Source organism: Nocardia sp. 149-1B (assembly GCF_057747975.1).
On sequence record NZ_CM173233.1, the window covers coordinates 1,617,689 to 1,638,552 of the forward strand.

The following is a 20,864-nucleotide window of genomic DNA, read 5'->3' on the forward strand; positions in this document are numbered from 1 at the left end:
CGGCATGGAGATACGCAACCTCGGCAGCAGTGGGCTCAAGATCTCGGAGATCGCGTACGGCAACTGGTTGACCCACGGGTCCCAGGTCGAGGAGGACGCCGCGACCGCGTGCGTGCGGCAGGCGCTCGACGAGGGAATCACGACGTTCGACACCGCGGACGCCTACGCCAACACCGCAGCGGAGTCGGTGCTCGGGCGGGCGCTGAAGGGTGAGCGCCGCGAGGGCCTCGAGATCTTCACCAAGGTGTACTGGCCAACCGGGCCCGGCAAGCACAACGACCACGGCCTCTCCCGCAAGCACATCATGGAGTCCATCAACGGCTCGCTGTCTCGGCTCGGCACCGACTACGTCGACCTCTACCAGGCCCACCGCTTCGACGACGAGACGCCGCTCGAGGAGACCATGGAGGCCTTCGCCGACGTCGTGCGCCAGGGCAAGGCGCTCTACATCGGTGTCTCGGAGTGGCGCGCGGACGACATCCGCGCCGCGCACGAGCTGGCCCGTGAGCTCAAGATCTCGCTGGTCTCCAACCAGCCGCAGTACTCCATGCTCTGGCGGGTCATCGAGGCCGAGGTCGTGCCGACCTGTGAGGAGCTCGGCATCGGGCAGATCGTGTGGTCACCGATCGCCCAGGGCGTGCTGACCGGCAAGTACGTGCCCGGTCAGGCTCCGCCGGCGGGCTCGCGGGCCACCGACGAGAAGGGCGGCTCGAACATGATCGGCCGCTGGATGCAGGACGACGTCCTCGAGCGGGTCCAGCAGCTCAAGCCGATCGCCGACGAGGCCGGCCTGACGATGGCGCAGCTCGCCGTCGCGTGGGTGCTGCAGAACAGCAACGTCTCCGCCGCGATCATCGGTGCCAGCCGGCCCGAGCAGGTCACCGACAACGTCAAGGCCGCCGGCGTACGCCTCGACGAGGCCACGCTGAAGGCGATCGACGAAGCGGTCGGGCCGGTCGTCGAGCGCGACCCCGGCCAGACCCGCAACCCCCGGCGCCGCGACCTCGGGTGAGCCCGGGGCCGCGGTCGGTCAGCGGTAGTGCTCGGGGAGGGTCTGGCCGATCTTGACCTGGGCCTTGGGCAGCCGCATGAACTTCATCTGCAGCGCCCGGGTGATCGCGTAGTAGGTCAGGCCCTTCTGGGACTGCTCGGGGAAGCGGCGAGCCACCTCGCGGTGCAGCCGGAAGCGCAGCAGGACCATGTCGAGGAGCACCATCACCACGGTGACCAGCAGCACGGTGTTGCCGATCTGGGCCAGGCCCTTGTTGCCGGAGTAGCCCAGCACCATGGTGATCAGCAGGAGGGGGATCACCAGCTCGACCAGCGAGAACCGGCTGTCGACGAAGTCGCGCACGAACCGTCGCTCCGGTCCGCGGTCGCGGGCGGGGTAGTAGCGCTCGTCACCTGACTTCATCGCCTGGCGCACGGACTGGCTGGACTCCGACCGGGCCGAACGCTGCGCGGCGGCCATCTCCTTGCGGGTGCGCGGCACCTTCGCACGGGCCTTGGCGGCCGCCTCGGCCTCACGCCGGGTGGGGGTGGGACGGCCCTTGCCCCCGACCTTGGTGACGGTGGTCTCGGAGGTGGGGGTCTCTGACTTGCTGCGACGGAACAACGGGCGGCCTAACACGGAGTCGGGAAGTGCGGGTCGGATCGACGACCAGACTACCGGCGCCGTCGCACGTGCTTGCGTTTGAGCCTAGGCTGGGGCCTCAGGCCGGCGTACCGCCGGCGAACGACCCCAAAGACTCAGCATGACTGGAGAGGGAATCCGTCCTCATGGGTATGTGGCAGCGCATCAGCCTGATCTTCCGATCGAAGGCCAACAAGGCTCTCGACCGCGCCGAGGACCCGCGCGAGACCCTGGACTACAGCTACCAGCGCCAGCTCGAGCTGCTCTCCAAGGTGCGCCGCGGCGTCGCCGACGTGGCGACCAGCCGCAAGCGGGTCGAGCTCCAGATCAACCAGCTCGAGCAGCAGTCCACCAAGCTCCAGGACCAGGCCCAGAAGGCCATCTCGATGAGCCGTGAGGACCTCGCCCGCGAGGCGCTGACCCGCAAGTCGGGGCTGACCACGCAGATCTCCGACCTCAAGGCCCAGCACGCCCAGCTCCAGGGTGAGGAGGAGAAGCTCACCCTCGCCCAGCAGCGGCTGCAGGCCAAGGTCGAGTCGTTCCGCACCCGCAAGGAGACGATCAAGGCGACGTACACCGCCGCTGAGGCGCAGACGCGCATCAACGAGGCGATGTCGGGCATCGGTGACGAGATGGGCGACGTCGGCGCGGCGATCCAGCGTGCCGAGGACAAGACCGCGCAGATGCAGGCGCGGGCCGGGGCGATCGACGAGCTGATCGCCTCCGGTGCGCTCGACGACGTCAGTGCCGTCAGCTCGGGCGACGACATCGCCCGCGAGCTCGACGCGATGAGCTCCCAGGCCGATGTCGAGGCCGAGCTGGCCGCGCTCAAGGCCGGGGCGAGCCCGCAGGCGATCGAGCCCGCCGAGACCGGCGCGATCCTCGAGGCCGAGCCGGCCACGGAGACCACCGAGGGGAACCAGCCCTGATCCCCGTCCGTTCTCCTTGGTGACACCGAGGAGAATGGACACATGGCACGTACGCGTTTTGTCGGCGACTCCGGGCTGACCGCCCGGATGACCCTGGTGATGTTCTTGCTGGGGGGCCTGTTCGTCGGGCTCATCGTGGTGCTCATCGCCGTGATGCCCGTCGGGTGGGCGCCGTTCATCGGGATCATCGGCCTCGGCATCGTCTGGTTCCAGTGGTACAACTCCGACTCGGTCGCGATGAAGGCGATGCGCGCGCGCGAGGTCAGCCGGGAGCAGGCACCCGAGCTTCACGACATGATCGAGCGCCTCTGCGCGCTGGCCGACATGCCGAAGCCACGAGTCGGCATCGCCGACACCGACCTGCCCAACGCCTTCGCCACCGGCCGCTCGCCCCAGCGCTCGGTCGTGGTGGTCACCACCGGCATCCTGCGACGCCTGGACGCCGAGGAGCTGGAGGGTGTCCTCGCCCACGAGCTCTCCCACGTCGCCCACCGCGACGTGCTGGTGATGACGGTTGCCTCCAGTGCCGGGATCGTGGCGGGCATGCTCACCCGCGGCGCGCAATACGGCGCGTTCTTCGGCGGCGGCCGCCGCGACAACAACAACAGTGGCGGGGTGCCGGTCTGGCTGATCGTGCTGCTGGTCAGCCTGGTGACGTACGCCGTGAGCTTCGTGCTGCTCAAGCTGCTCTCGCGCTACCGCGAGCTGTCGGCCGACCGGGCCGGCGCCTACCTCACGATGAAGCCGCAGGCGCTCGCCTCGGCGCTGCAGAAGATCACCGGCGAGATCAACCAGATCCCGCAGCGCGACCTGCGCCAGGCGAGCGCGATGAACGCGTTCTTCATCGCCCCTGCCGTCCGTGGGGTCTCCCTGCGGACGCTGACCTCGACGCACCCCACGCTCGAGCAGCGCCTCGAGCAGCTCGCCAAGATCCAGGCCGAGCTCGGCCGGCCCGCGGCGTAGCGCATGGGATTCTGGGACGTCATCGCCGGCCGGAGCCGGCCCAAGGCCGCGAACCTCGACTCGCTGTTCCTCGTGCCCAGCGCGGCCATCACGCTTCAGACCGCGATCGGGCTGACGCCCACCGGTGAGGGTTCGGTCTGCTACCGCGCCGCCACGGGAGCCGCCTTCCAGCAGACGCAGGACGACGTCGTCGCCCTGCTCGACGCCGACCCCGACGCGCCCGACGTCCAGGTCTCGCACGACGAGTACGGCTTCACCTGGCTGGTCGCCCACCGCGACCCCTCCGACACGGCCGGACTGTGCACCGACCTGCACGCGGTCAACACCGCGTTGGAGGCGCAGGGATTCGGCACCGGCCTGCTGTGCTCGCTGGTGCCCTTCGCCGACGCCACCGGGCGGCGGGTAGGACTGGTCTACCTCTACAAGCAGGGCACGTTCTACGCCTTCGCCCCCCAGCCCGGCTCCGGCCGGCAGCGCGACAACCTTCTCGAGATCCAGGTGCGCGACACGCTTGCCGCCGAGCTCCCGATGGAGCAGGACCTCGGCCGCTGGCTCGCGGTGTGGGGTGCCCCGGGCCTGTAGCCGGCTGCCCGGCTCGGGCTGTCAGCGGCTGGGCAGCAGCACGACTGTCAGCGGCTCCAGTCGATGGCGTCGTGGGTGGCCTGGAGTCGGGCCCCGCGGACGGGATCGTGCTGGGAGACCCAGGCGATGCGGCCGCGCAGGTGCTCCTCGAAGGCCGAGACGTCGGCTCGGTTCTGCGTGCTGGGCCCGTGTCGCTGGCAGTTGTGGAGGATGGCGCGCAGCCGGTCGACCTCGTCGCGGGCGACCCGGGGGCGGTCGTTGACGACCAGCCCGGCCAGCCGCTGGCGTCCTGCTCGAGGCATCACTCCCGTCTTGCGCGGGTTGAGGCGGAAGCCCTCGTCCCGCACGACCTCCTCGATGGCCTCGAGCAGCCTGGAGGTGCGCACGCCCCACCCGGACGCACCCGAGAACGCGAGGTCGTCGGCGTACCGGGTGTAGCGGCCGCCCCACGACTCGGCCAGGGCGGTGAGCCGGAGGTCGAGCCGGTACGCCGCGAGGTTGGCCACCGCGGGGGAGGTGGGTGCGCCCTGGGGCAGGTGCGGTGCGGCGAGCCGGCGTCCCAGCCGCCAGTGGGCGTCCAGGAGGTCGTCCGCCGCGGGCCGGGGGACCGTGCGCCAGAGCGAACGGGGCAGGACGGTGGTGACCAGCCCGGCGAGGCGGTGCGCCACCGGCTCGGGGTAGCCGGCCGAGAGCCAGATGCCATAGACGCGGGAGACGGTCACCGAGGCGAAGAACGACTCCAGGTCGAGGCGCAGCACCACGGCACGGCCCGCGTGGGGCGCGGCGTAGGACCGGACGGAGCCGCCGGGACGGAAGCCGCGGGCAGCGTGGTGCGGAGGGATCAGTGCGGCGATCTCGTCCAGGAGCAGGCGCTGGAGGGTCTTCAGTCGTGGTTTCGGGGCCTCGAGGACGCGGATCGCTCCGCTCGCGGCGACGCGGTGACCGACCCGGTAGTGCTGCAACGGGGTGTCGGTGGCCGCGCGTGCCAGGTGGCGCGGGTCGGAGAACCACTCGAGCTCCGAGGAGCTGACCCCGAGTAGGTCCGCGAGGTCGCCGAGGTCGTCGAGGACCGGAAGGCGCCACCGGTTGGTGACCATGCGGGTCGGTGCCACCGGCCGTGCGACTGGTCGGGCGCGTCTCGCCCTCGCGGCCGCGGGAAGGCGGAGGACGACCGTGGCGAGCTCGCGGGGCCGGTCGTGCGGGGGCCGCGGGTACGCCTCCAGGGTCTGTCGCACCAGCGGGGCCAACCATGGCGGCCGACGGCCCAGGACGGCTGCACCACTCGCCTCCATCGACTGCTGGCCCCACTCGCCGGCGAGGAAGCCCGCGGCGAGCGCCCGCCCGAGATCGGGTCTCACCGAGGGAGGGGCGCGGTGGGCGGGCGGGGGTGCGGCAGCGCTGCTCGACCTGTCCCGTCGTGCGCGCGATCACCTGCAGCGCAGCGCCTCGCGCGCGGTGCAGTGCCCGAACGTACCGGTGGCCCCCGGGGTAGCCCCGGGGAGGTGAACCGGTGTCACGCACCGGTCCGCCGTCTCGAGAAGGCGCTGCCGCACCCCCGCACCCTAACCGCCTGCGAGCGTCGTCGAGTCCCCCCAGACGCAGGCCGAGTCGCTAGGTTGTGCGGCGTGACGGTGGCGCCCTCGGCTGTGGTCGACTTCGGCCAGCGCCTGGCCGGCCTCGGCTGGGTGACCGACCTGTGGATCGCGGGCTCCCTGGCCACGGGGGACTACGTGCCGGGTGTGAGCGACCTGGACCTCGTCGCGATCGTGGACGGCCCGGTCGACGACGTCCGCGCAGCCGCCCTCGTCCGTCTCCACGAGGAGATCGACCGGGGCGCGGCTGCCGGCGCCGACCTCGGCTGCATCTACGTCCATGACCGCACGATGGTGGATCCGGCGGCACTGCATCCCACGTGGACACACGGTGTGCTGGTACGCCGGACCCTGTCGGGCGTCGTCCGCGCCGAGCTCGTGCGTCACGGGTCAGCGCAGCTCGGACGGCCTCCGGCCGCCGTACTGCCGCCCATGAGCGATGACGACCTGCGCGCGGCAGCGCGAGCCGAGATCTGCGGCTACTGGGCCTGGGCCGCGAGAAGACCGTGGATCTGGCTCGACCCGGTCATCGCCGACCTGGGACTCACGGGCATGGCGCGCGGACGGCACACGCTGGAGACCGGCCGGCTGATGACCAAGACGGAGGCGGTCGGCCAGGCTCGTGCACCGGAGTGGTTGGTCGACCAGCTCCGGTCCCGCCGACGCGGAGAGCCCGTCCGCTCGCCGCGCGTGCGCACCGCCTGGATCGCCTGGCGGGACGCCCGCAGGACCGTCAGGGAGGCCTGCCGAGATCAGGCGCCCCGTGCCTGACGAGCGGGGTCAGGCCGTTGTCGCGGCCTCGCGCACGGCGTCGGCCACGGCGAGTGCGACCCGGGGGTCGAAGACCGAGGGGACGATGTAGCTGGCGTTGAGCTCCGAGGGGGAGACGGCGTCCGCGATCGCGGACGCGGCGGCGAGCATGACCTCCTGGGTGATCTCGTGGGTGCCGGCATCGAGCATCCCGCGGAAGAACCCCGGGAAGGCCAGCACGTTGTTGATCTGGTTGGGGTAGTCCGAGCGGCCGGTCGCGACCACGGCGGCGTGCTGTCCTGCGGCGACCGGGTCGACCTCCGGGTCGGGGTTCGCGAGCGCGAAGACGATCGCGTTGTCGGCCATCGTCGCGATGTCGTCGCCGGTGAGCAGGTCCGGCGCCGAGACGCCGATGAAGACGTCCGCCCCGGCCAGGGCCTGCTCGAGCGGCCCGTCGAAGCCGCGCTGGTTGGTGTGGTCGGCGATCCACTGTCGCGCCGGGTCGAGGTTCTCCTGCCCGCGGTGCACCGAGCCGCTCCGGCCACAGGCGACGATGTCGGTCGCGCCCTGGGCGTGCAGCAGCTCGATGATCGCGTGGCCGGCGGCTCCCACTCCGCTGACGGCGATACGTACGTCGCTGAGCTGTTTGCCCACGACCCGCAGCGCGTTGGTGAGAGCGGCGAGCACCACGATCGCCGTACCGTGCTGGTCGTCGTGGAACACGGGGATGTCGAGCTCCGCGCGCAGCCGCGCCTCGATCTCGAAGCACCGCGGCGCGGCGATGTCCTCGAGGTTGATGCCGCCGTACACCGGCGCGATCGCCTTCACGATCTCGATGATCTTCTCGGTGTCCTGGGTGTCGAGGCAGACCGGCCACGCGTCGACGCCGGCGAACTGCTTGAACAGTGCCGCCTTGCCCTCCATCACCGGCAGGGCCGCGGCCGGCCCCAGGTTGCCCAGTCCCAGGACCGCCGAGCCATCGGTGACCACGGCGACGGTGTTGCGCTTGATGGTGAGCCGGCGGGCGTCCTCCGGGTTCTTCGCGATGGCCAGGCACACCCGCGCCACCCCCGGGGTGTAGGCACGCGAGAGGTCGTCACGGTGCTTGAGCGGCACCTTCGGCATGACCTCGAGCTTGCCCCCGAGGTGCAGCAGGAAGGTGCGGTCGCTGACCTTGTGGACCGTCGCACCGTCGACGCGGTTGAGCGCCGCGGTGATCACGTCGGCGTGATCTGCGTCCGAGGCGTCGCAGCTGACGTCGACCACGAGTCGGTCCGCGAGGGACTCGGCCACGTCGAGTGCGGTGACCGAGCCGCCGGCGCCGGTGACCGCGGCGACCACGTCTCCGGTGGCCCGTGCGGAGGAGGGCACCTCCATCCGGACCGTGATCGAGTAGCCGGGACTCGGAGTTGCCATGACGCCCCTCTTGTCAGGTAGCTGGAGGTATCGCCTCGACACCGAGGCGTCGGTCTGAGCTCATACAGGTGCCGGCCGAGCGTAGCGCCGCCTGCTGAGGCCGGCTCCAGGGCGTTCTGGATGCGCGGCCTGCACAGGTGTCCCACAGGGAGACCCCACGCCCGCCACAGCCCCGACATCCAGAGTCCTGGCCGTGTGGATCTCGCTCCGCGGCCGGCGCCGCGCCTGGCTCGTCGTCCCTCTCGTGCTCGCGACCGCCGGGGGAGGTGGCGCCTGGCTGATGACGCGTGGCTCCTCGGCGGCGAGCGAGCCGGCGACGTACACGGTGTCGGCGTCGACGATGAAGGAGACCGTGACCGCCTCGGGGACCATCGAGCCCCGGCACAGCGCCGACCTGGACTTCGAGGTCAGCGGCACGGTCGCCGACGTGTACGTCGCGGAGGGTGACCGCGTCACCAAGGGCCAGGCCCTCGCTCGGGTGGACGCCGCCGCGCTGGTGGCCAACCGCACCGCGGCGGCGGCCGGGCTGGCGGCGGCGTACTCCCAGCTCGACGACGACGAGGAAGCCGACGCCTCGGACACTCAGCTCGCCGCGGACCAGGCCGCGATCGTGGCCGCTCGGGCGACGCTGACCGAGGCGAAGCAGTCGGTCGCCGACGCGACACTGCGAGCCACGATCGCCGGCACCGTCGCCTCCCTGGACCTCAGCGTCGGCGACGTGGTCGGCGGTTCGTCCGGCACCGACCCGACAGCCACGGGCTCCACGAGCACGAGTGCCGTGATGCTGGTGTCGACGGGGCGCTACCTCGTCGACGCGACCGTCGCGAGCAGCGACGTGAAGCAGCTGAAGAAGGGGCTCCAGGCAGAGATCACCCCGACCGGCGTGACCGAGACCGTCTACGGCACGGTCTCCTCGGTCGGACTGGTCGCCCAGACGAGCAGCAGCGGAGCCGCGGTCTTCCCGGTGACGATCGAGGTGACCGGCCGGCGCACCGATCTGTACGCCGGGACGTCGGCCGACGCCTCGATCGTGGTCGAGCAGCGCACCGACGTCCTCACGGTCCCCAGTCGCGCGCTCCAGACCGACGAGGACGGTGCGACCTACGTGACGGTGGTCGTCGACGGGGCCGGAGTGAAGACCCCGGTCGAGGTCGGCACGGCGTACGGCATGTCGACCGAGATCACCTCGGGGCTCGCCGCCGGGGACGTCGTCGAGATCCCCACCTTCAGCCCGACCGGCACCAGCGGCGGCTCGCAGGAGAACCGGTTCGGCGAGGGCGGCCTGCCCGACATGGGACAGCTGCAGGGCGGGCAACAGGGTGGCCCCGCGATGATCGGCCCCGGCCAGTGAGCACGATCGAGCTGGACGGGGTCCGCAAGACCTACCGCTCGGGCAGCTTGGAGTTCGAGGCGCTCCGGGGGATCGACATCCGGATCGCGTCCGGGGAGTACGTCGCGGTCCTGGGTCCCTCCGGATCGGGCAAGTCGACGCTGATGAACGTGCTGGGCTGTCTGGACGTGCCCACCGAGGGCACCTACCTGCTCGCCGGCGAGGACGTGTCGGTGATGACCGAGGCGCAGCTCGCGGAGGTGCGCAACCGCCGGATCGGCTTCGTGTTCCAGCAGTTCAACCTGCTCGCGACGCTGCCCGCGTGGCGCAACGTCGAGCTGCCGCTGGTGTACGCGGGCGCCGGGCGGGTCGAGCGCCGCGAGCGGGCTCACGCCGCACTCGCCCGGGTGGGCCTGGCCGACCGCGTCGACAACCGGCCCGGCGAGCTCTCCGGTGGCCAGCAGCAGCGCGTCGCCGTCGCGCGGGCACTGGTGACCGAGCCGGCGATCATCCTGGCCGACGAACCCACCGGCAACCTCGACTCGTCCTCCACCGCCGACGTGCTCGACCTGTTCGACGAGCTGAACGCCGCGGGCCGGACGATCGTGCTGATCACCCACGAGCACGACGTCGCTGGCCGTGCCGGACGGCGACTGGTGATCAGCGACGGACGGATCACCTCCGACGAGCGAGTGGAGGTCGCCCGGTGACCTGGCTGGAGACCCTGCGCGCCGGCATCGAGGCGGTGCGGGCGCACCGGCTGCGCTCGGCACTGACCATGCTCGGCATCGTCATCGGGATCTCGTCGGTGATCCTCACCGTCGGGCTCGGCCAGGGCGCCCAGGACCAGGTGAAGGACCAGATCAGCGCCCTCGGCAGCAACCTGCTCATCGTCTCGCCGGGCAGCAGCACCGACTCCTCAGGCGTCCGCGGTGGCTTCGGGTCGGCCTCGACCCTCACTCTCCAGGACGCCAACGCGATCGCCGACGAGACCGTCGTACCGGACGCGGCGGCAGTCGCGCCGACCACGTCCGGTTCGGTCTCGCTCGCAGCGGGGGAGACCAACTGGTCCACCTCGGTCGCTGGTACGACGACGTCCTGGCTCGGCGTCCGCGCCCGCGAGCTGTCCTCGGGCCGGTTCTTCACCGAGGCCGAGGTCGAGCAAGCGGCCGACGTGGTCGTGCTCGGCCCGGACACCGCCAGCGAGCTGTTCTCCTTCGGCAGCCCGGTCGGTCAGACGGTCACCGTCGACGGCACCTCGCTCACGGTCATCGGGGTCCTCGCCTCGACCGGCTCGTCGTCCAGCGGCGGCACCGAGGACGACGTCGCGGTGATGCCCATCGGCACCGCCAAGCAGGTCACCGGGGCCAGCGGGTCGTCGGTCTCGACGATCTACGTCGAGGCGGCCTCGGCCGGGACCCTGAGCGCGGCGTACCAGGAGGTGCAGGCGCTGCTGATGAACCTGCACGGGGTCGCCGAGAGCGACGCCGACTTCAGCATCTCCACCCAGGACTCGTTGGTCGAGACCGCCAACTCCACGAACCGGACCCTGACCGTGCTGCTCGGCGGGATCGCGGCGATCTCGCTGCTCGTCGGGGGCATCGGCGTCATGAACATCATGCTCGTCTCGGTGACCGAGCGGGTCCGTGAGATCGGCCTGCGCAAAGCACTCGGCGCCACCCCACGCGTGATCCGCCGACAGTTCTTGGTCGAGGCCTCCGTGCTGGGCCTGGCCGGCGGGATCCTCGGCGTCGGCCTGGGCGTGCTCGGCGCCCAGCTGCTGCCCGGCCTCATCGACCAACCGGTCGCGGTCTCCGCCGTCGCCACGCTCGGCGCGATCGCGACGGCCCTGGCCCTGGGCATCGGCTTCGGGGTCTACCCCGCCAGCCGAGCCGCCCGCCTCACCCCGATCGACGCCCTGCGCAGCGAATGACACCTCGAAAGGTCCTCACCATGAACCCTCGCCGGAACCCCTTCCGGACCCCAGCCCGATCCGGCCTCGCCGTGGCCTCTGCGGCGCTGCTGATCGGTTCGCTCGCCGCCTGCGGCGGAAACGGCGCGACCGCCGCCGATGACCCCGGGACCGCGGGCGGGCCAACGGGCGGCGCCACGGCGGGGCAGACGGGGCCGGGCGCGGTGATACCAGGTGCCTCGGGCGAGATCGCGGCGATCAGTGGGAAGACCCTGCAGGTGCAGAGCGCCACCTCCGGCCAGGTCGCCGTCACCTGGACGGCCACGACCGCGTTCACCGAGCAGGTGAAGGCGACCCGTGCCGACGCCACCGTGGGCTCCTGCGTGATGATCGAGTCCGACACCGCCGCCGGTGACGGCGAGCCCGTCCAGGCGACCGCGGTGCGGATCACCGAGGCCACCGACGGCGGGTGCGGCGGTGGGTTCGGCGGTGGGTCCGGCGGCGGTCCGCAGCAGGGAGGTTCGGGGGAGCGGCCGACCGACATGCCCAGCGACATGCCCAGCGACATGCCCAGCGACATGCCGATGCGGGCAGGCGGCACCATGGGCGAGGTCGTGGCGGTGACCGCGGACGGCTTCACGGTGTCAGCCGTGACACCGGGCTCGCAGGACGCCACCTCGGTCGAGGTCGTGGTGAGCGGTGCGACGACCTACACCCGGATGGCTCAGGCCGATGCCGCTGCGCTGGAGGTCGGGCGCTGCGTGGCTGCGAGCGGTGAGGCGGACTCGACCGGCGCGGTTGCCGCCGACCAGATCAGCATCACCGACCCGGTGGATGGCGAGTGCGGGGTGCGGATGTCCGCCTCGGGTCCGCAGGGGGAGCGATGACGTCCGTGCGCGGCCGCCGTCTCCGGCGGGGCTTGGCGGTCGTCGCGGTCGTCGGGCTCGTGGGCGGTGGGTACGCCGCGTACGCCGGGGCCGGCACGGACGCGTCGTACCGCACCGCCGTCGCGCGCGTCGCCGACATCGAGCAGACCCTGGCCCTCGCGGGCACCCTGGGGCAGTCGGGGACCAGCGACCTGCAGGTGGGCACCGGAGGCACCGTCGCGGCCGTGCCGGTGGAGGTCGGCGAGCGCGTGCGGGCCGGTGAGGTGGTGGCGCGGCTGGACCGCCGGACGTTGCGCACGGCCGTCGACCGGGCGCGTGCGGACCTGACCGCGGCCCGGGCGCAGCTGGAGGCGGACGAGGACGCCCAGACCGAGACCGTGAGCTCCTCGACGTCCAGCCAGACGCCCAGCCAGCCGTCCGGTCAGACGTCGGGCCAGACGTCGCCGAGTGCGGCCCCGACGGACGCCGGCGCTCCGGACGCGCCCGACGCACTGGCGGCCCTGGCCGCCCAGCAGCAGGCGGTGACCGCGGCGCAGTCGGCTGCTTCCGGGGCGATCGCGGACGCGAAGGTCGCGCTCGCCGCCCAGGTGCAGGCCTGCGCCGGCGCCTACCAGCCCGTCGAGACGGACCCGGGCGCCGAGCCGAGCGCGTCATCGTCCCCGGACCCGGCCGACGATGCGTGCGCGACGGCGCTGACCGCAGTCCAGACGGCCCAGGACGCGGTCGCGACGGCCCAGGACGCGCTGCAGAGCGCGCTGGACGACCTGACCACGACGCTCACCGCGGCCATCGCGTCCATGGCGCAGACCAGCACCGACCAGCCCGCCCAGCAGGCAACGCAACAGGCAACGCAACAGGCAACGCAACAGGCAACGCAACAGGCAACGCAGCAGTCGGCCCAGTCGGCCCAGTCGGCAGGTCAGTCGCCGACGGTCACCGTCACCGCCGCCACCCTGGCCCGCGACCAGGCGACGATCGACCAGTCCCGGGCCGACCTGGTCGGGGCGCAGCAGTCCTTGCGCGCGGCGACCGTCCGGGCTCCCCAGGCCGGCCGGGTGGCCGCGATGGCCGTGGCGGTGGGCGACACGGTGGCCGCGGGTGCCGCGGTCGCGACCGTCGTGGCGCCCGGATCCACGACCGTCAAGGTCGCGGTGACCGGTACCCAGGTGCGCGAGCTCGAGGTCGGCCAGCGGGCCGTCGTGAGGCCTGCGGGGGCGGCCCGGTCGTACGCCGCGCGGGTGAGTGCGATCGGCGCGATCCCGGACACCTCGACCGGGGAGACCACGTATCCGGTCACGATCACCCTCGCTCGCCGGGGACTCTCTCTGCCATCAGGGGCGACCGCGACCGTCGACGTCGTGGTCGGCACTGCCGCCGACGTCGTCTCGGTGCCGGCCTCGGCGGTGCGCGACGGCTCGGTGACCGTGCTGCGCGACGGCAGGGCCACCACGACCCGGGTGACCACCGGACTGGTGGGTGCCACGACCATCGAGATCGCCGACGGCCTGTCGGCGGGTGACGAGGTGGTCGTGGCCGATCTGGGCGCCGACGTCCCGACCGGGGACAGCAGCGGCACCGGCCTCGGCAGCTTCGGGTCGGGGTTCGGGTCGGGGTTCGGGACCGGCCGCTCCGGCCCGGGAGGTGCGCCGGTCACGTTCCCGCGGTGACGGACCGGAGGTCGCCGTGGTGGCCCGTACCAGATTGGCTGCCGGGGGAGAACCGGACCGATCTCGGGGGCCTGAGCACGTGACGACCACCGACCTCGACGCGCCCCGCGTCGCTGAGATCGGCAAGTACCTCGTCCTGACCGAGTCGCCGCGGCCCGACCTGCTGGCCCTGGTCGAGATCGCGGCGCAGCTGGCCCGGGTGCCGATGGCCACGATCAACCTGATCACGGACACGGCGCAGTACCAGATCGCGACGCACGGGTTCGAGGCCTCGATCTGCGCGCGCGAGGACTCGATGTGCAACGTCGTGCTCCACGAGGACGCACCGGTCGTCGTACCCGACGCCAGCCGGCGGATCGTCGAGGCGCACGGCGGACGGATCGGCCTGACGGACGCGGCGTACGGCGGCACCTGTGCCTGGTTCGAGCTGCCCGCGTGAGCTGCGATCGAGGCTGACCGGGCCCGGTCAGTCCTTGTGGGTCTTGCCCGGCAGGGCCAGCATCCGCTCGAGCGCCACCAGCGCGAACCTCTCGGTCTCGGGGTCGACCTCGATCCGGTTGACGACCGTTCCCGCCACCAGCGACTCGAGCGCCCACACCAGGTGGGGCAGGTCGATGCGGTTCATCGTCGAGCAGTAGCAGACGGTCTTGTCGAGGAACGAGATGTTCTTGTCCGGGTGGGCGGCGGCGAGCCGCTTGACGAGGTTGAGCTCGGTGCCGATCGCCCAGCTCGAGCCCGCGGGCGCGGCCTCGATCGTCTTGATGATGAACTCCGTGGACCCGACGAGGTCGGCCTTGAGGACCACCTCGTGGCGGCACTCGGGGTGCACCAGGATCTGCACGTCGGGGATCGTCGACCGGAGCTCGTCGACGACCTCGGGGGAGAAGCGGCCGTGCACGGAGCAGTGGCCCTTCCAGAGGATCATCGTCGCGTCGCGCAGCTGCTCGGTGGTCAGGCCGCCACCGGGCAGGTGCGGGTCCCAGACCACGCAGTCGTCGACGGAGTAGCCCATCTTCTGCACCGCCGTGTTGCGGCCCAGGTGCTGGTCGGGCAGGAAGAGCACCTTGGCGCCGCCGGGGGCGTCGGCCTTCTGGGCGAACGCCCACTCCAGGGCCACCTCGGCGTTGCTCGAGGTGCACACGACGCCGCCGTTGCGGCCGCAGAACGCCTTGATGTCGGCGGAGGAGTTCATGTAGGTGACCGGGACGACGGAGTCGGCGATCCCGGCGGCGGTCATCGCCTCCCAGGCCATCTCGACCTGGGTCAGTCGAGCCATGTCGGCCATGGAGCAGCCGGCCGCGAGGTCGGGCAGGATCACCTGCTGGTCGGGGCCGGTCAGGATGTCGGCGGACTCGGCCATGAAGTGCACGCCGCAGAACACGATGAACTCGGCGTCGGGCCGGCCGGCCGCGTCCCGGGCGAGCTTGAACGAGTCGCCGGTGACATCGGCGAACTGGATGACCTCGTCGCGCTGGTAGTGGTGGCCCAGCACGAACACCCGGTCGCCCAGCGTGTCCTTGGCGGCGCGGGCGCGCGCCACGAGGGCCGGGTCGGATGCTGCCGGCAGGTCACCGGGGCACTCGACGCCACGCTCGCTGGTGAGGTCGGTGCCACGGCCGAGCGGCAGCAGCGGGAGGTCGACGGTCGTCATGGGAGCCATCCTATTTGTCGAGCCCGGTCCTCGCGGCAGCGAGGCCCCGTGGAGAACACTCAGAGCAGTGCACCGTTGTGAACGTACGGCGCGGGCGGCTTCATCCCGCGCAGCGCGAGATATCCCTCCTGGCGGAGCTCCAGACGGGCCGTGATCCCCACGTCCAGCGCCCACTGGTTGGCGGGCGTGAGGTGGCTGACCGTGGTGTGCTCGGGGCCCTCGGCGAGTGCGGCCCAGAGCAGCCGGGTCGCCGTACGCCGGTTCGAGGCAGCCAGCAGCGCCGGCACGCCGCGCTCGTTGAGGTAGACGTAGCCCGACCCGGTCGAGGTGTCCGAGACCAGCAGCCGCCACGTGCGCAGCATCAGCTCGTGGTCGGAGCCGCGGCCCGCGCCGCGGGCCGCGCGGTCCAGGGAGTTCATCAGGTCGACGTCGGAGCCGCTGCCGTCGCGGACCTTCTCCACGACCGGGATCGCCGTGCGGTCCACGGCGCCGGTCAGGTACATCTGCGGGTGCAGGTCGAACCCGGCCTGGTGGTAGACCCGCGCCGCAGCGGGGTCCGACGACGCCGAGAGCATGCCGCGGGTGCACGACCGCCCGTGCTGCATCGCCGCGGCCAGCAGAGGCTTGCCGATGCCCTGGCCCTGGCGCCCGGGCAGCACGGCGTACGTCGCGAGGCACCACAGCGTCTCGCGCCGGAACGACGTGGCCATGCCGACGATGCCGCTGCGGTCCTCGGCGACCCAGCAGCCGCCGGGGTCGGTCTGCACGAGGTGCCGCGTCCGCTCGAGCCACACCGCCAGGTGCGCCCCGGACCGGTGCTCGGGCTCCGGTTCGCCGGGACGCCGCATCCGGGTGTCGAGCTCGAAGAACCCCGCGTCGCTGACCCGCTCGGCTGCCGGCACGTCCTCGGCCGTCATCGGGCGGATGACCAGGTCACTTCCAGTACTGCTCACGCGGTCGACCCTACGAACCAGGGAGGATGGGCGCATGCGCATATTGGTCGCCCCCGACAAGTTCGCCGGAACGCTGACCGCGGTCGAGGCGGCCGACGCGATCGCGACCGGTTGGCGGCGCCACGCGCCGGCCGACGAGCTCGACCTGGCTCCGATGGCCGACGGCGGTCCCGGGTTCGTGGACGTGCTGCACGCAGCGCTGGGCGGCGAGCTCCTCGCGGTCACCGTGCGCGGCCCGCACGGGGCGCCCACCCCGGCGACCCTGCTGCTCGCCGGCGGCACGGCGTACGTCGAGGCCGCGCAGGCGTGCGGCCTGCACCTGACCGGCGGTGAGGGGGCCGAGTCGGCCACGACGTACGGCGTCGGGGAGCTGCTGCTGGCCGCCGCCGACGCCGGGGCGCAGCGGGTGGTGGTCGGGCTCGGCGGGAGCGGGACCAACGACGGAGGCGCCGGGCTGCTCGCCGCGCTCGGTGCGACCGCGGACCGGCCCCTCGACGCCGGCGTCGCCGGCCTGGCCGGCGTCACTCGGGTCGAGGTGCCGGCCTTCGACCTGCCGATCGTCGCCGCGACCGACGTCGACAACCCGCTGGCCGGCTTGTTCGGTGCGACGAAGGTCTTCGGGCCCCAGAAGGGCATCCCCGAGGACCGGCTGCCGGTGCTCGACGGGTGGCTCGAGGAGCTCGCGGTCGCCACGGACCGCCGGGTGGCGCTGACGAAGGGCGCCGGCGCCGCCGGCGGGGTCGGGTTCGCGCTGCTGCTCCTCGGTGCGACCCGCGAACCGGGCATCGGGTTGGTGGCCGACGCCGTGGAGCTGCCGCGGCGGGCGCGGGCGGCCGACCTGGTCGTCACCGGCGAGGGTGCGTTCGACTTCTCCAGCCGCTCGGGCAAGGTGCCCTACGGCGTCGCCGAGATCGCGGCGGAGGCGGTGCGTCCGTGCGTGGCGCTGGCCGGGCAGGTGCTGGTGGGGTCCCGGGAGATGCGGGCGCTGGGCATCGAGTCGGCGTACTCCCTGGTGGAGCTGATGGGGGAGGAGCGTGCCTTCGGAGACCCCGCGGGAGCGCTCGCCGACCTCGCGGAACGGGTCGCGAGGACCTGGTCACGTTGATGTCCGGAATAACCGGCCGTGTGCGACCATTGAAGAAGTAGTTGATCCAGCAACGCCCCTTCCACCGACCTTGGGAGAACCCCACATGACCGAGCAGGTCGAGACCACCACCGAGCGCCGCACGGACCAGATCAACCTGAGCCCCGTGGCGGCCACGAAGGTGAAGAGCCTCCTCGAGCAGGAGGGCCGCGACGACCTCGCGCTGCGCATCTCCGTGCAGCCCGGCGGCTGCTCCGGACTCCGCTACCAGCTGTTCTTCGACGAGCGCAGCCTCGACGGCGACGTCGTCACCGACTTCGACGGCGTGTCCGTCGTCGTCGACCGGATGAGCGTGCCCTACCTCAACGGCGCGATGATCGACTTCGTGGACTCGATCGAGAAGCAGGGCTTCACGATCGACAACCCCAACGCCACGGGATCCTGCGCCTGCGGCGACAGCTTCCACTGAGCAAGGACGCGTCAGCGGACTTGCTGATGGTGGTCGAGCAAGCCGCGCGGCTGAGGAACGAAGCCGCGACCGGCGTGTCGAGACCCGGTGAGCCGAGAAGCAACCTGAACTGACAGATCAGCCCCGGACCGATCAGGTCCGGGGCTGATGTGCGTCTGGAGGCCCTACGTGGGCTGCGGGGGTCTCGACAAGCTCGACCACCGGCGGGCAGTTCGACCACCGGCGGGCAGCTCGGCCAGCGGTCAGGAGTCGCCGTCGAGCTGGAGGTTGAGGGCACCGGCCAGCCGGGCGGCGGCCGCGGAGAACTCGATCTCGCCGCGCTTGGGGACCTCGCGGGGGAAGTCGGCGTAGTGGATCGACGGAGCCGGCCGCAGCGCGGCGCGCACCGCCTGGCAGTCGCGGCTCATCTCGGCCGGGGTCGCGAGCTCGTCGTAGGCCAGGCGTCCAGGGGTCTGCTCAGGGGTCATGTTCTCGACGGTAGGGGCTACTGCCGGGTACCAGCAGGAGTACCAGTTAGTAGTGTTCGCGTCATGTCTCTGCTGATCGCGGGCTCCATCGCCACCGACCACCTGATGAGCTTCCAGGGCAAGTTCGCCGACTCGCTCGTGGTCGAGCAGCTGGACAAGCTCTCGGTCTCCTTCCTGGTCGAGGACCTGGAGATCCGGCGCGGGGGAGTGGCGGCCAACATGTGCTTCGGCCTGGGCCAGCTCGGCCTGCGGCCGGTGCTGGTCGGGGCCGCCGGCGAGGACTTCGGCGACTACCGCTCGTGGCTGGAGCGGCACGGCGTGAACTGCTCGCACGTGCGGATCTCCGAGACCCGGCACACCGCGCGCTTCGTGTGCACCACCGACGTCACGATGGCCCAGTTCGCGTCGTTCTACCCCGGCGCGATGAGCGAGGCCCGGCTGATCGAGCTGGCCCCCATCGCGAACCGCGAGGGCGCGCCCGAGTACGTCCTGATCGGCGCCGACGACCCCGACGGGATGCTGCGCCACACCGAGGAGTGCCGCCAGCGCGGCTACCCGTTCATCGCCGACCCCAGCCAGCAGCTGGCGTTCGGCGAGGGCGACCTGATCCGGCCGCTCATCGACGGGGCCGCGATCTTGTTCTCCAACGAGTACGAGTCCCACATGATCGAGCAGAAGACCGGCTGGACGTCGGCCGAGATCCTCTCCCGGGTCGGCATCCAGGTCACCACGCTCGGCAAGGACGGCGTCCGGATCACCCGTGAGGGCGAGGAGCCGATCGAGCTCCCGGCCGCCAAGGACGTCCCGCGGGTCGAGCCGACCGGGGTCGGCGACGCCTTCCGGGCCGGGTTCCTCGCCGGGATGGCGTGGGACGTCGGGCTCGAGCGGTCCGCGCAGGTGGGGTGCGTGCTCGCGGCGTACGTCGTGGAGACCGTCGGCACCCAGGAGTACGGCTTCACGCCGACCCAGTTCCTGGAGCGTCTCGAGCACTCCTACGGGGCCGAGGCGGCCGACGACGTGGCCCCGTTCCTCAAGGCGCTCGCCTGACCGCCGGCGCGGTCGTCAGGGGCTGACCCTGCGGACCAGGTAGCGCGGCGTCCCGTCGAGGGCGGGCTCCTCGCCGACGTACTCCTGACCGCGCATCCGGCACCACGCGGGCACGTCGGTGCGGGCCGCGACGTCCTCGGTGGCCACGGCCACCAGGCCCCCGACGGCCACCTCGCCGATCCGCTTGCCCAGCTCGATGACCGGCAACGGGCAGAGCATCCCCCGGCAGTCGAGCTCGAGCTCGGCCGGCGTCACAGCCCCGCCTCCGCACGGATGTCGCGCACCACGCCCGGGAGGACCTCGAGGAACCCGTCGACGTCCGCCTCGGTCGTGTCACGGGTCAGCGAGACCCGCAGGTTGCCGTGGGTGAGCACGCCCATCGCCTGCAGCACCCGGCTGGGCGTCAGGGTCGAGGCGGTGCACGCCGAGCCGCTGGCCACGCCGTAGCCACGACGGTCGAGCTCGGTGACCAGGGCCTCGCCGTCGACGTACAGGCAGGAGAACGTGACCAGGTGGGGGAGCCGGTCGACCGGTTCGCCGACGACCTCGACGTCGGGGATCGCCGCCGCCGCGGCCCGGATCCGGTCGACGAGGGCGCGCTGGCGCGCGCTCACGGTGTCGCGCTCGGCCACCACGGCCTGGAGGGCGGCCGCGGCAGCCAGGGCCGCGGGGACGTTCTCGAAGCCGCTCGCGCGCTCGTCGACCCGGTCGTCGGCCGGGAACGGGTTGACCCACCGAGCGCCCTTGCGGACCACCAGCACGCCGACACCGGCCGGGCCGCCCCACTTGTGGGCCGAACCCGCCAGGACGTCCCACCCGGTGGGCAGCGGCACGCGGCCCATCGACGCGCAGGCGTCGACGAAGAGCGGTACGCCGGCGTCCAGCCGGAGTTCGTCGACCGGCTGGAGGGTGCCGACCTCGTGGTTGGCACTCTGCAGCGCGACCACGTCAGCGCCGGCGAAGCCCGCCGGGTCGACCCGGCCGAGCCGGTCGACCGGAGCCGCGACCGGATCGGTGCCGGCCCAGCGAACCGCGTGCACGACCGCGGAGTGCTCGACGTCGGCGTACCCGATCCGGGCTCCGGGGCCGCGGCGCAGCCCGAGCAGGCCCCGGTGGACCGCCTCGGTGCCCGAGGACGTGAACGTGACCTCGTCGGGACGCACCTCGAGGCACTCGGCGACGACCGCACGGGCGTTGTCCAGCAGCAGGCGGGCGTCGCGCGCCGGCCCGTGCAGCCGCCGCGGGTCGGCGTACCCCCGCTCGAACGCCGCGAGCAGCACGTCGCGCGCGGCCGGATGGAGCGGCTCGGCGGAGGCCGAGTCGAGGTAGACCGGGCGGTGGGACGTGCCCGGAGGTTCGGCGCTGGTCACGTAGCCGAACCTATCCGTCCGGGCGCACCGGGGCTGGTGGGACTACCCGCGGGTACTCCGTGAGCAGTCGGCGGGCACAAGGTCCCGGGACATGTGTCCGCGCCAGGGCCCCCCCAGGGGGCATTAGGTCCTGGGATTCCGATAAGGTTCCGCTCATCCGTG

The 20,864-nt window shown here is 72.2% G+C and carries 22 protein-coding genes; 14 read left to right on the forward strand and 8 right to left on the reverse strand.

The genetic code is table 11. From position 1 onward, the window contains the following. Positions 1-4 precede the first annotated feature (4 nt). Positions 5-1,012, forward strand: coding sequence for an aldo/keto reductase family protein (locus AC3ANS_RS07730; protein ID WP_488295574.1), 1,008 nt, complete (start codon positions 5-7; stop codon positions 1,010-1,012). A gap of 18 nt (positions 1,013-1,030) precedes the next feature. On the opposite strand, the gene AC3ANS_RS07735 is transcribed toward AC3ANS_RS07730, so the two are convergent. Beyond that, positions 1,031-1,615, reverse strand: a complete 585-nt coding sequence (locus tag AC3ANS_RS07735) for a DUF3043 domain-containing protein (protein WP_488295575.1) — start codon at positions 1,613-1,615, stop codon at positions 1,031-1,033. A 164-nt stretch (positions 1,616-1,779) separates the two neighbouring features. Here AC3ANS_RS07735 and AC3ANS_RS07740 point away from each other — a divergent pair, with 164 nt between their 5' ends. The 3 genes from AC3ANS_RS07740 to pspAB are packed head-to-tail and all read left to right on the forward strand — an operon-like array spanning position 1,780 to position 4,107. Further along, on the forward strand, positions 1,780-2,562 hold the full coding sequence (locus AC3ANS_RS07740) for a PspA/IM30 family protein (protein ID WP_488295576.1): 783 nt from the start codon (positions 1,780-1,782) through the stop codon (positions 2,560-2,562). 42 nt (positions 2,563-2,604) lie between these two features. Continuing rightward, complete coding sequence (gene htpX / locus AC3ANS_RS07745) at positions 2,605-3,525, forward strand: zinc metalloprotease HtpX (protein ID WP_488295577.1); 921 nt, start codon at positions 2,605-2,607, stop codon at positions 3,523-3,525. A gap of 3 nt (positions 3,526-3,528) precedes the next feature. Then, positions 3,529-4,107: a PspA-associated protein PspAB gene (gene pspAB / locus AC3ANS_RS07750; protein ID WP_488295578.1), complete on the forward strand. Its 579-nt coding sequence runs from the start codon at positions 3,529-3,531 to the stop codon at positions 4,105-4,107. 47 nt (positions 4,108-4,154) lie between these two features. On the opposite strand, the gene AC3ANS_RS07755 is transcribed toward pspAB, so the two are convergent. Beyond that, positions 4,155-5,465, reverse strand: coding sequence for a reverse transcriptase family protein (locus AC3ANS_RS07755; protein WP_488295579.1), 1,311 nt, complete (start codon positions 5,463-5,465; stop codon positions 4,155-4,157). Positions 5,466-5,732: 267 nt separating this feature from the next. On the opposite strand from AC3ANS_RS07755, the gene AC3ANS_RS07760 reads away from it, so the two are divergent. Beyond that, positions 5,733-6,470 (forward strand): nucleotidyltransferase domain-containing protein, encoded by a 738-nt coding sequence (locus tag AC3ANS_RS07760; protein WP_488295580.1) that lies wholly within the window; start codon positions 5,733-5,735, stop codon positions 6,468-6,470. Between the two features lie 9 nt (positions 6,471-6,479). On the opposite strand, the gene AC3ANS_RS07765 is transcribed toward AC3ANS_RS07760, so the two are convergent. Continuing rightward, positions 6,480-7,865, reverse strand: a complete 1,386-nt coding sequence (locus AC3ANS_RS07765; protein WP_488295581.1) for an NAD-dependent malic enzyme — start codon at positions 7,863-7,865, stop codon at positions 6,480-6,482. Positions 7,866-8,058: 193 nt separating this feature from the next. Between AC3ANS_RS07765 and AC3ANS_RS07770 the strand changes: the two genes are divergently transcribed. The 6 genes from AC3ANS_RS07770 (at position 8,059) to AC3ANS_RS07795 (ending at position 14,100) form a co-directional block, all read left to right on the forward strand. After that, positions 8,059-9,216, forward strand: coding sequence for an efflux RND transporter periplasmic adaptor subunit (locus tag AC3ANS_RS07770; protein WP_488295582.1), 1,158 nt, complete (start codon positions 8,059-8,061; stop codon positions 9,214-9,216). Continuing rightward, positions 9,213-9,905: an ABC transporter ATP-binding protein gene (locus tag AC3ANS_RS07775; RefSeq protein ID WP_488295583.1), complete on the forward strand. Its 693-nt coding sequence runs from the start codon at positions 9,213-9,215 to the stop codon at positions 9,903-9,905. The genes AC3ANS_RS07770 and AC3ANS_RS07775 overlap by 4 nt, the downstream gene beginning before the upstream one ends. After that, entirely contained in the window at positions 9,902-11,128 is a 1,227-nt protein-coding gene (locus AC3ANS_RS07780) for an ABC transporter permease (RefSeq protein WP_488295584.1), read from the forward strand. Before AC3ANS_RS07775 ends, AC3ANS_RS07780 begins: the two co-directional genes overlap by 4 nt. Before the next feature lie 20 nt (positions 11,129-11,148). Then, positions 11,149-11,994 carry a hypothetical protein gene (locus AC3ANS_RS07785; protein WP_488295585.1) on the forward strand — a complete coding sequence of 282 codons (846 nt, stop codon included), beginning with the start codon at positions 11,149-11,151 and terminating at the stop codon, positions 11,992-11,994. Continuing rightward, positions 11,991-13,661: a permuted SH3 domain-containing protein gene (locus AC3ANS_RS07790; RefSeq protein WP_488295586.1), complete on the forward strand. Its 1,671-nt coding sequence runs from the start codon at positions 11,991-11,993 to the stop codon at positions 13,659-13,661. The genes AC3ANS_RS07785 and AC3ANS_RS07790 overlap by 4 nt, the downstream gene beginning before the upstream one ends. A 79-nt stretch (positions 13,662-13,740) precedes the next feature. After that, the gene (locus tag AC3ANS_RS07795; RefSeq protein WP_488295587.1) at positions 13,741-14,100 is read left to right on the forward strand and encodes a hypothetical protein; all 360 of its coding nucleotides are present in this window, start codon (positions 13,741-13,743) and stop codon (positions 14,098-14,100) included. Positions 14,101-14,127: 27 nt separating this feature from the next. Here the strand turns inward: AC3ANS_RS07795 and nadA are convergent, their stop codons facing one another. Together nadA and AC3ANS_RS07805 are read right to left on the reverse strand one after the other, a co-directional pair. Next, positions 14,128-15,312: a quinolinate synthase NadA gene (gene nadA, locus AC3ANS_RS07800; protein ID WP_488295588.1), complete on the reverse strand. Its 1,185-nt coding sequence runs from the start codon at positions 15,310-15,312 to the stop codon at positions 14,128-14,130. 59 nt (positions 15,313-15,371) lie between these two features. After that, positions 15,372-16,265 carry a GNAT family N-acetyltransferase gene (locus tag AC3ANS_RS07805; RefSeq protein ID WP_488295589.1) on the reverse strand — a complete coding sequence of 298 codons (894 nt, stop codon included), beginning with the start codon at positions 16,263-16,265 and terminating at the stop codon, positions 15,372-15,374. Between the two features lie 34 nt (positions 16,266-16,299). Here AC3ANS_RS07805 and AC3ANS_RS07810 point away from each other — a divergent pair, with 34 nt between their 5' ends. Both AC3ANS_RS07810 and erpA read left to right on the forward strand, forming a co-directional pair. Further along, positions 16,300-17,370: a glycerate kinase family protein gene (locus AC3ANS_RS07810; RefSeq protein ID WP_488295590.1), complete on the forward strand. Its 1,071-nt coding sequence runs from the start codon at positions 16,300-16,302 to the stop codon at positions 17,368-17,370. Positions 17,371-17,455: 85 nt separating this feature from the next. Beyond that, the gene (gene erpA / locus AC3ANS_RS07815; RefSeq protein ID WP_284537063.1) at positions 17,456-17,818 is read left to right on the forward strand and encodes an iron-sulfur cluster insertion protein ErpA; all 363 of its coding nucleotides are present in this window, start codon (positions 17,456-17,458) and stop codon (positions 17,816-17,818) included. A gap of 242 nt (positions 17,819-18,060) precedes the next feature. Here erpA and AC3ANS_RS07820 read toward each other — a convergent pair whose 3' ends face one another. Next, positions 18,061-18,285 carry a hypothetical protein gene (locus tag AC3ANS_RS07820; protein WP_488295591.1) on the reverse strand — a complete coding sequence of 75 codons (225 nt, stop codon included), beginning with the start codon at positions 18,283-18,285 and terminating at the stop codon, positions 18,061-18,063. 63 nt (positions 18,286-18,348) lie between these two features. Here AC3ANS_RS07820 and AC3ANS_RS07825 point away from each other — a divergent pair, with 63 nt between their 5' ends. Continuing rightward, complete coding sequence (locus tag AC3ANS_RS07825; protein WP_488295592.1) at positions 18,349-19,332, forward strand: carbohydrate kinase family protein; 984 nt, start codon at positions 18,349-18,351, stop codon at positions 19,330-19,332. A 15-nt stretch (positions 19,333-19,347) separates the two neighbouring features. On the opposite strand, the gene AC3ANS_RS07830 is transcribed toward AC3ANS_RS07825, so the two are convergent. Next, entirely contained in the window at positions 19,348-19,587 is a 240-nt protein-coding gene (locus AC3ANS_RS07830; RefSeq protein WP_488295593.1) for a sulfurtransferase TusA family protein, read from the reverse strand. Next, positions 19,584-20,702: a cysteine desulfurase family protein gene (locus tag AC3ANS_RS07835; protein ID WP_488295594.1), complete on the reverse strand. Its 1,119-nt coding sequence runs from the start codon at positions 20,700-20,702 to the stop codon at positions 19,584-19,586. The genes AC3ANS_RS07830 and AC3ANS_RS07835 overlap by 4 nt, the downstream gene beginning before the upstream one ends. Between the last annotated feature and the right edge of the window lie 162 nt (positions 20,703-20,864).

Bases quoted from the DNA above. Each gene is read 5' to 3' on its own strand.
- AC3ANS_RS07730 (WP_488295574.1), top strand. From the start codon at position 5: ATGGAGATACGCAACCTCGGCAGCAGTGGGCTCAAGATCTCGGAGATC.
- AC3ANS_RS07740 (WP_488295576.1), top strand. From the start codon at position 1,780: ATGGGTATGTGGCAGCGCATCAGCCTGATCTTCCGATCGAAGGCCAAC.
- htpX (WP_488295577.1), top strand. From the start codon at position 2,605: ATGGCACGTACGCGTTTTGTCGGCGACTCCGGGCTGACCGCCCGGATG.
- pspAB (WP_488295578.1), top strand. From the start codon at position 3,529: ATGGGATTCTGGGACGTCATCGCCGGCCGGAGCCGGCCCAAGGCCGCG.
- AC3ANS_RS07765 (WP_488295581.1), bottom strand. From the start codon at position 7,865: ATGGCAACTCCGAGTCCCGGCTACTCGATCACGGTCCGGATGGAGGTG.
- AC3ANS_RS07785 (WP_488295585.1), top strand. From the start codon at position 11,149: ATGAACCCTCGCCGGAACCCCTTCCGGACCCCAGCCCGATCCGGCCTC.
- AC3ANS_RS07790 (WP_488295586.1), top strand. From the start codon at position 11,991: ATGACGTCCGTGCGCGGCCGCCGTCTCCGGCGGGGCTTGGCGGTCGTC.
- nadA (WP_488295588.1), bottom strand. From the start codon at position 15,312: ATGACGACCGTCGACCTCCCGCTGCTGCCGCTCGGCCGTGGCACCGAC.
- AC3ANS_RS07810 (WP_488295590.1), top strand. From the start codon at position 16,300: ATGCGCATATTGGTCGCCCCCGACAAGTTCGCCGGAACGCTGACCGCG.
- erpA (WP_284537063.1), top strand. From the start codon at position 17,456: ATGACCGAGCAGGTCGAGACCACCACCGAGCGCCGCACGGACCAGATC.
- AC3ANS_RS07820 (WP_488295591.1), bottom strand. From the start codon at position 18,285: ATGACCCCTGAGCAGACCCCTGGACGCCTGGCCTACGACGAGCTCGCG.
- AC3ANS_RS07825 (WP_488295592.1), top strand. From the start codon at position 18,349: ATGTCTCTGCTGATCGCGGGCTCCATCGCCACCGACCACCTGATGAGC.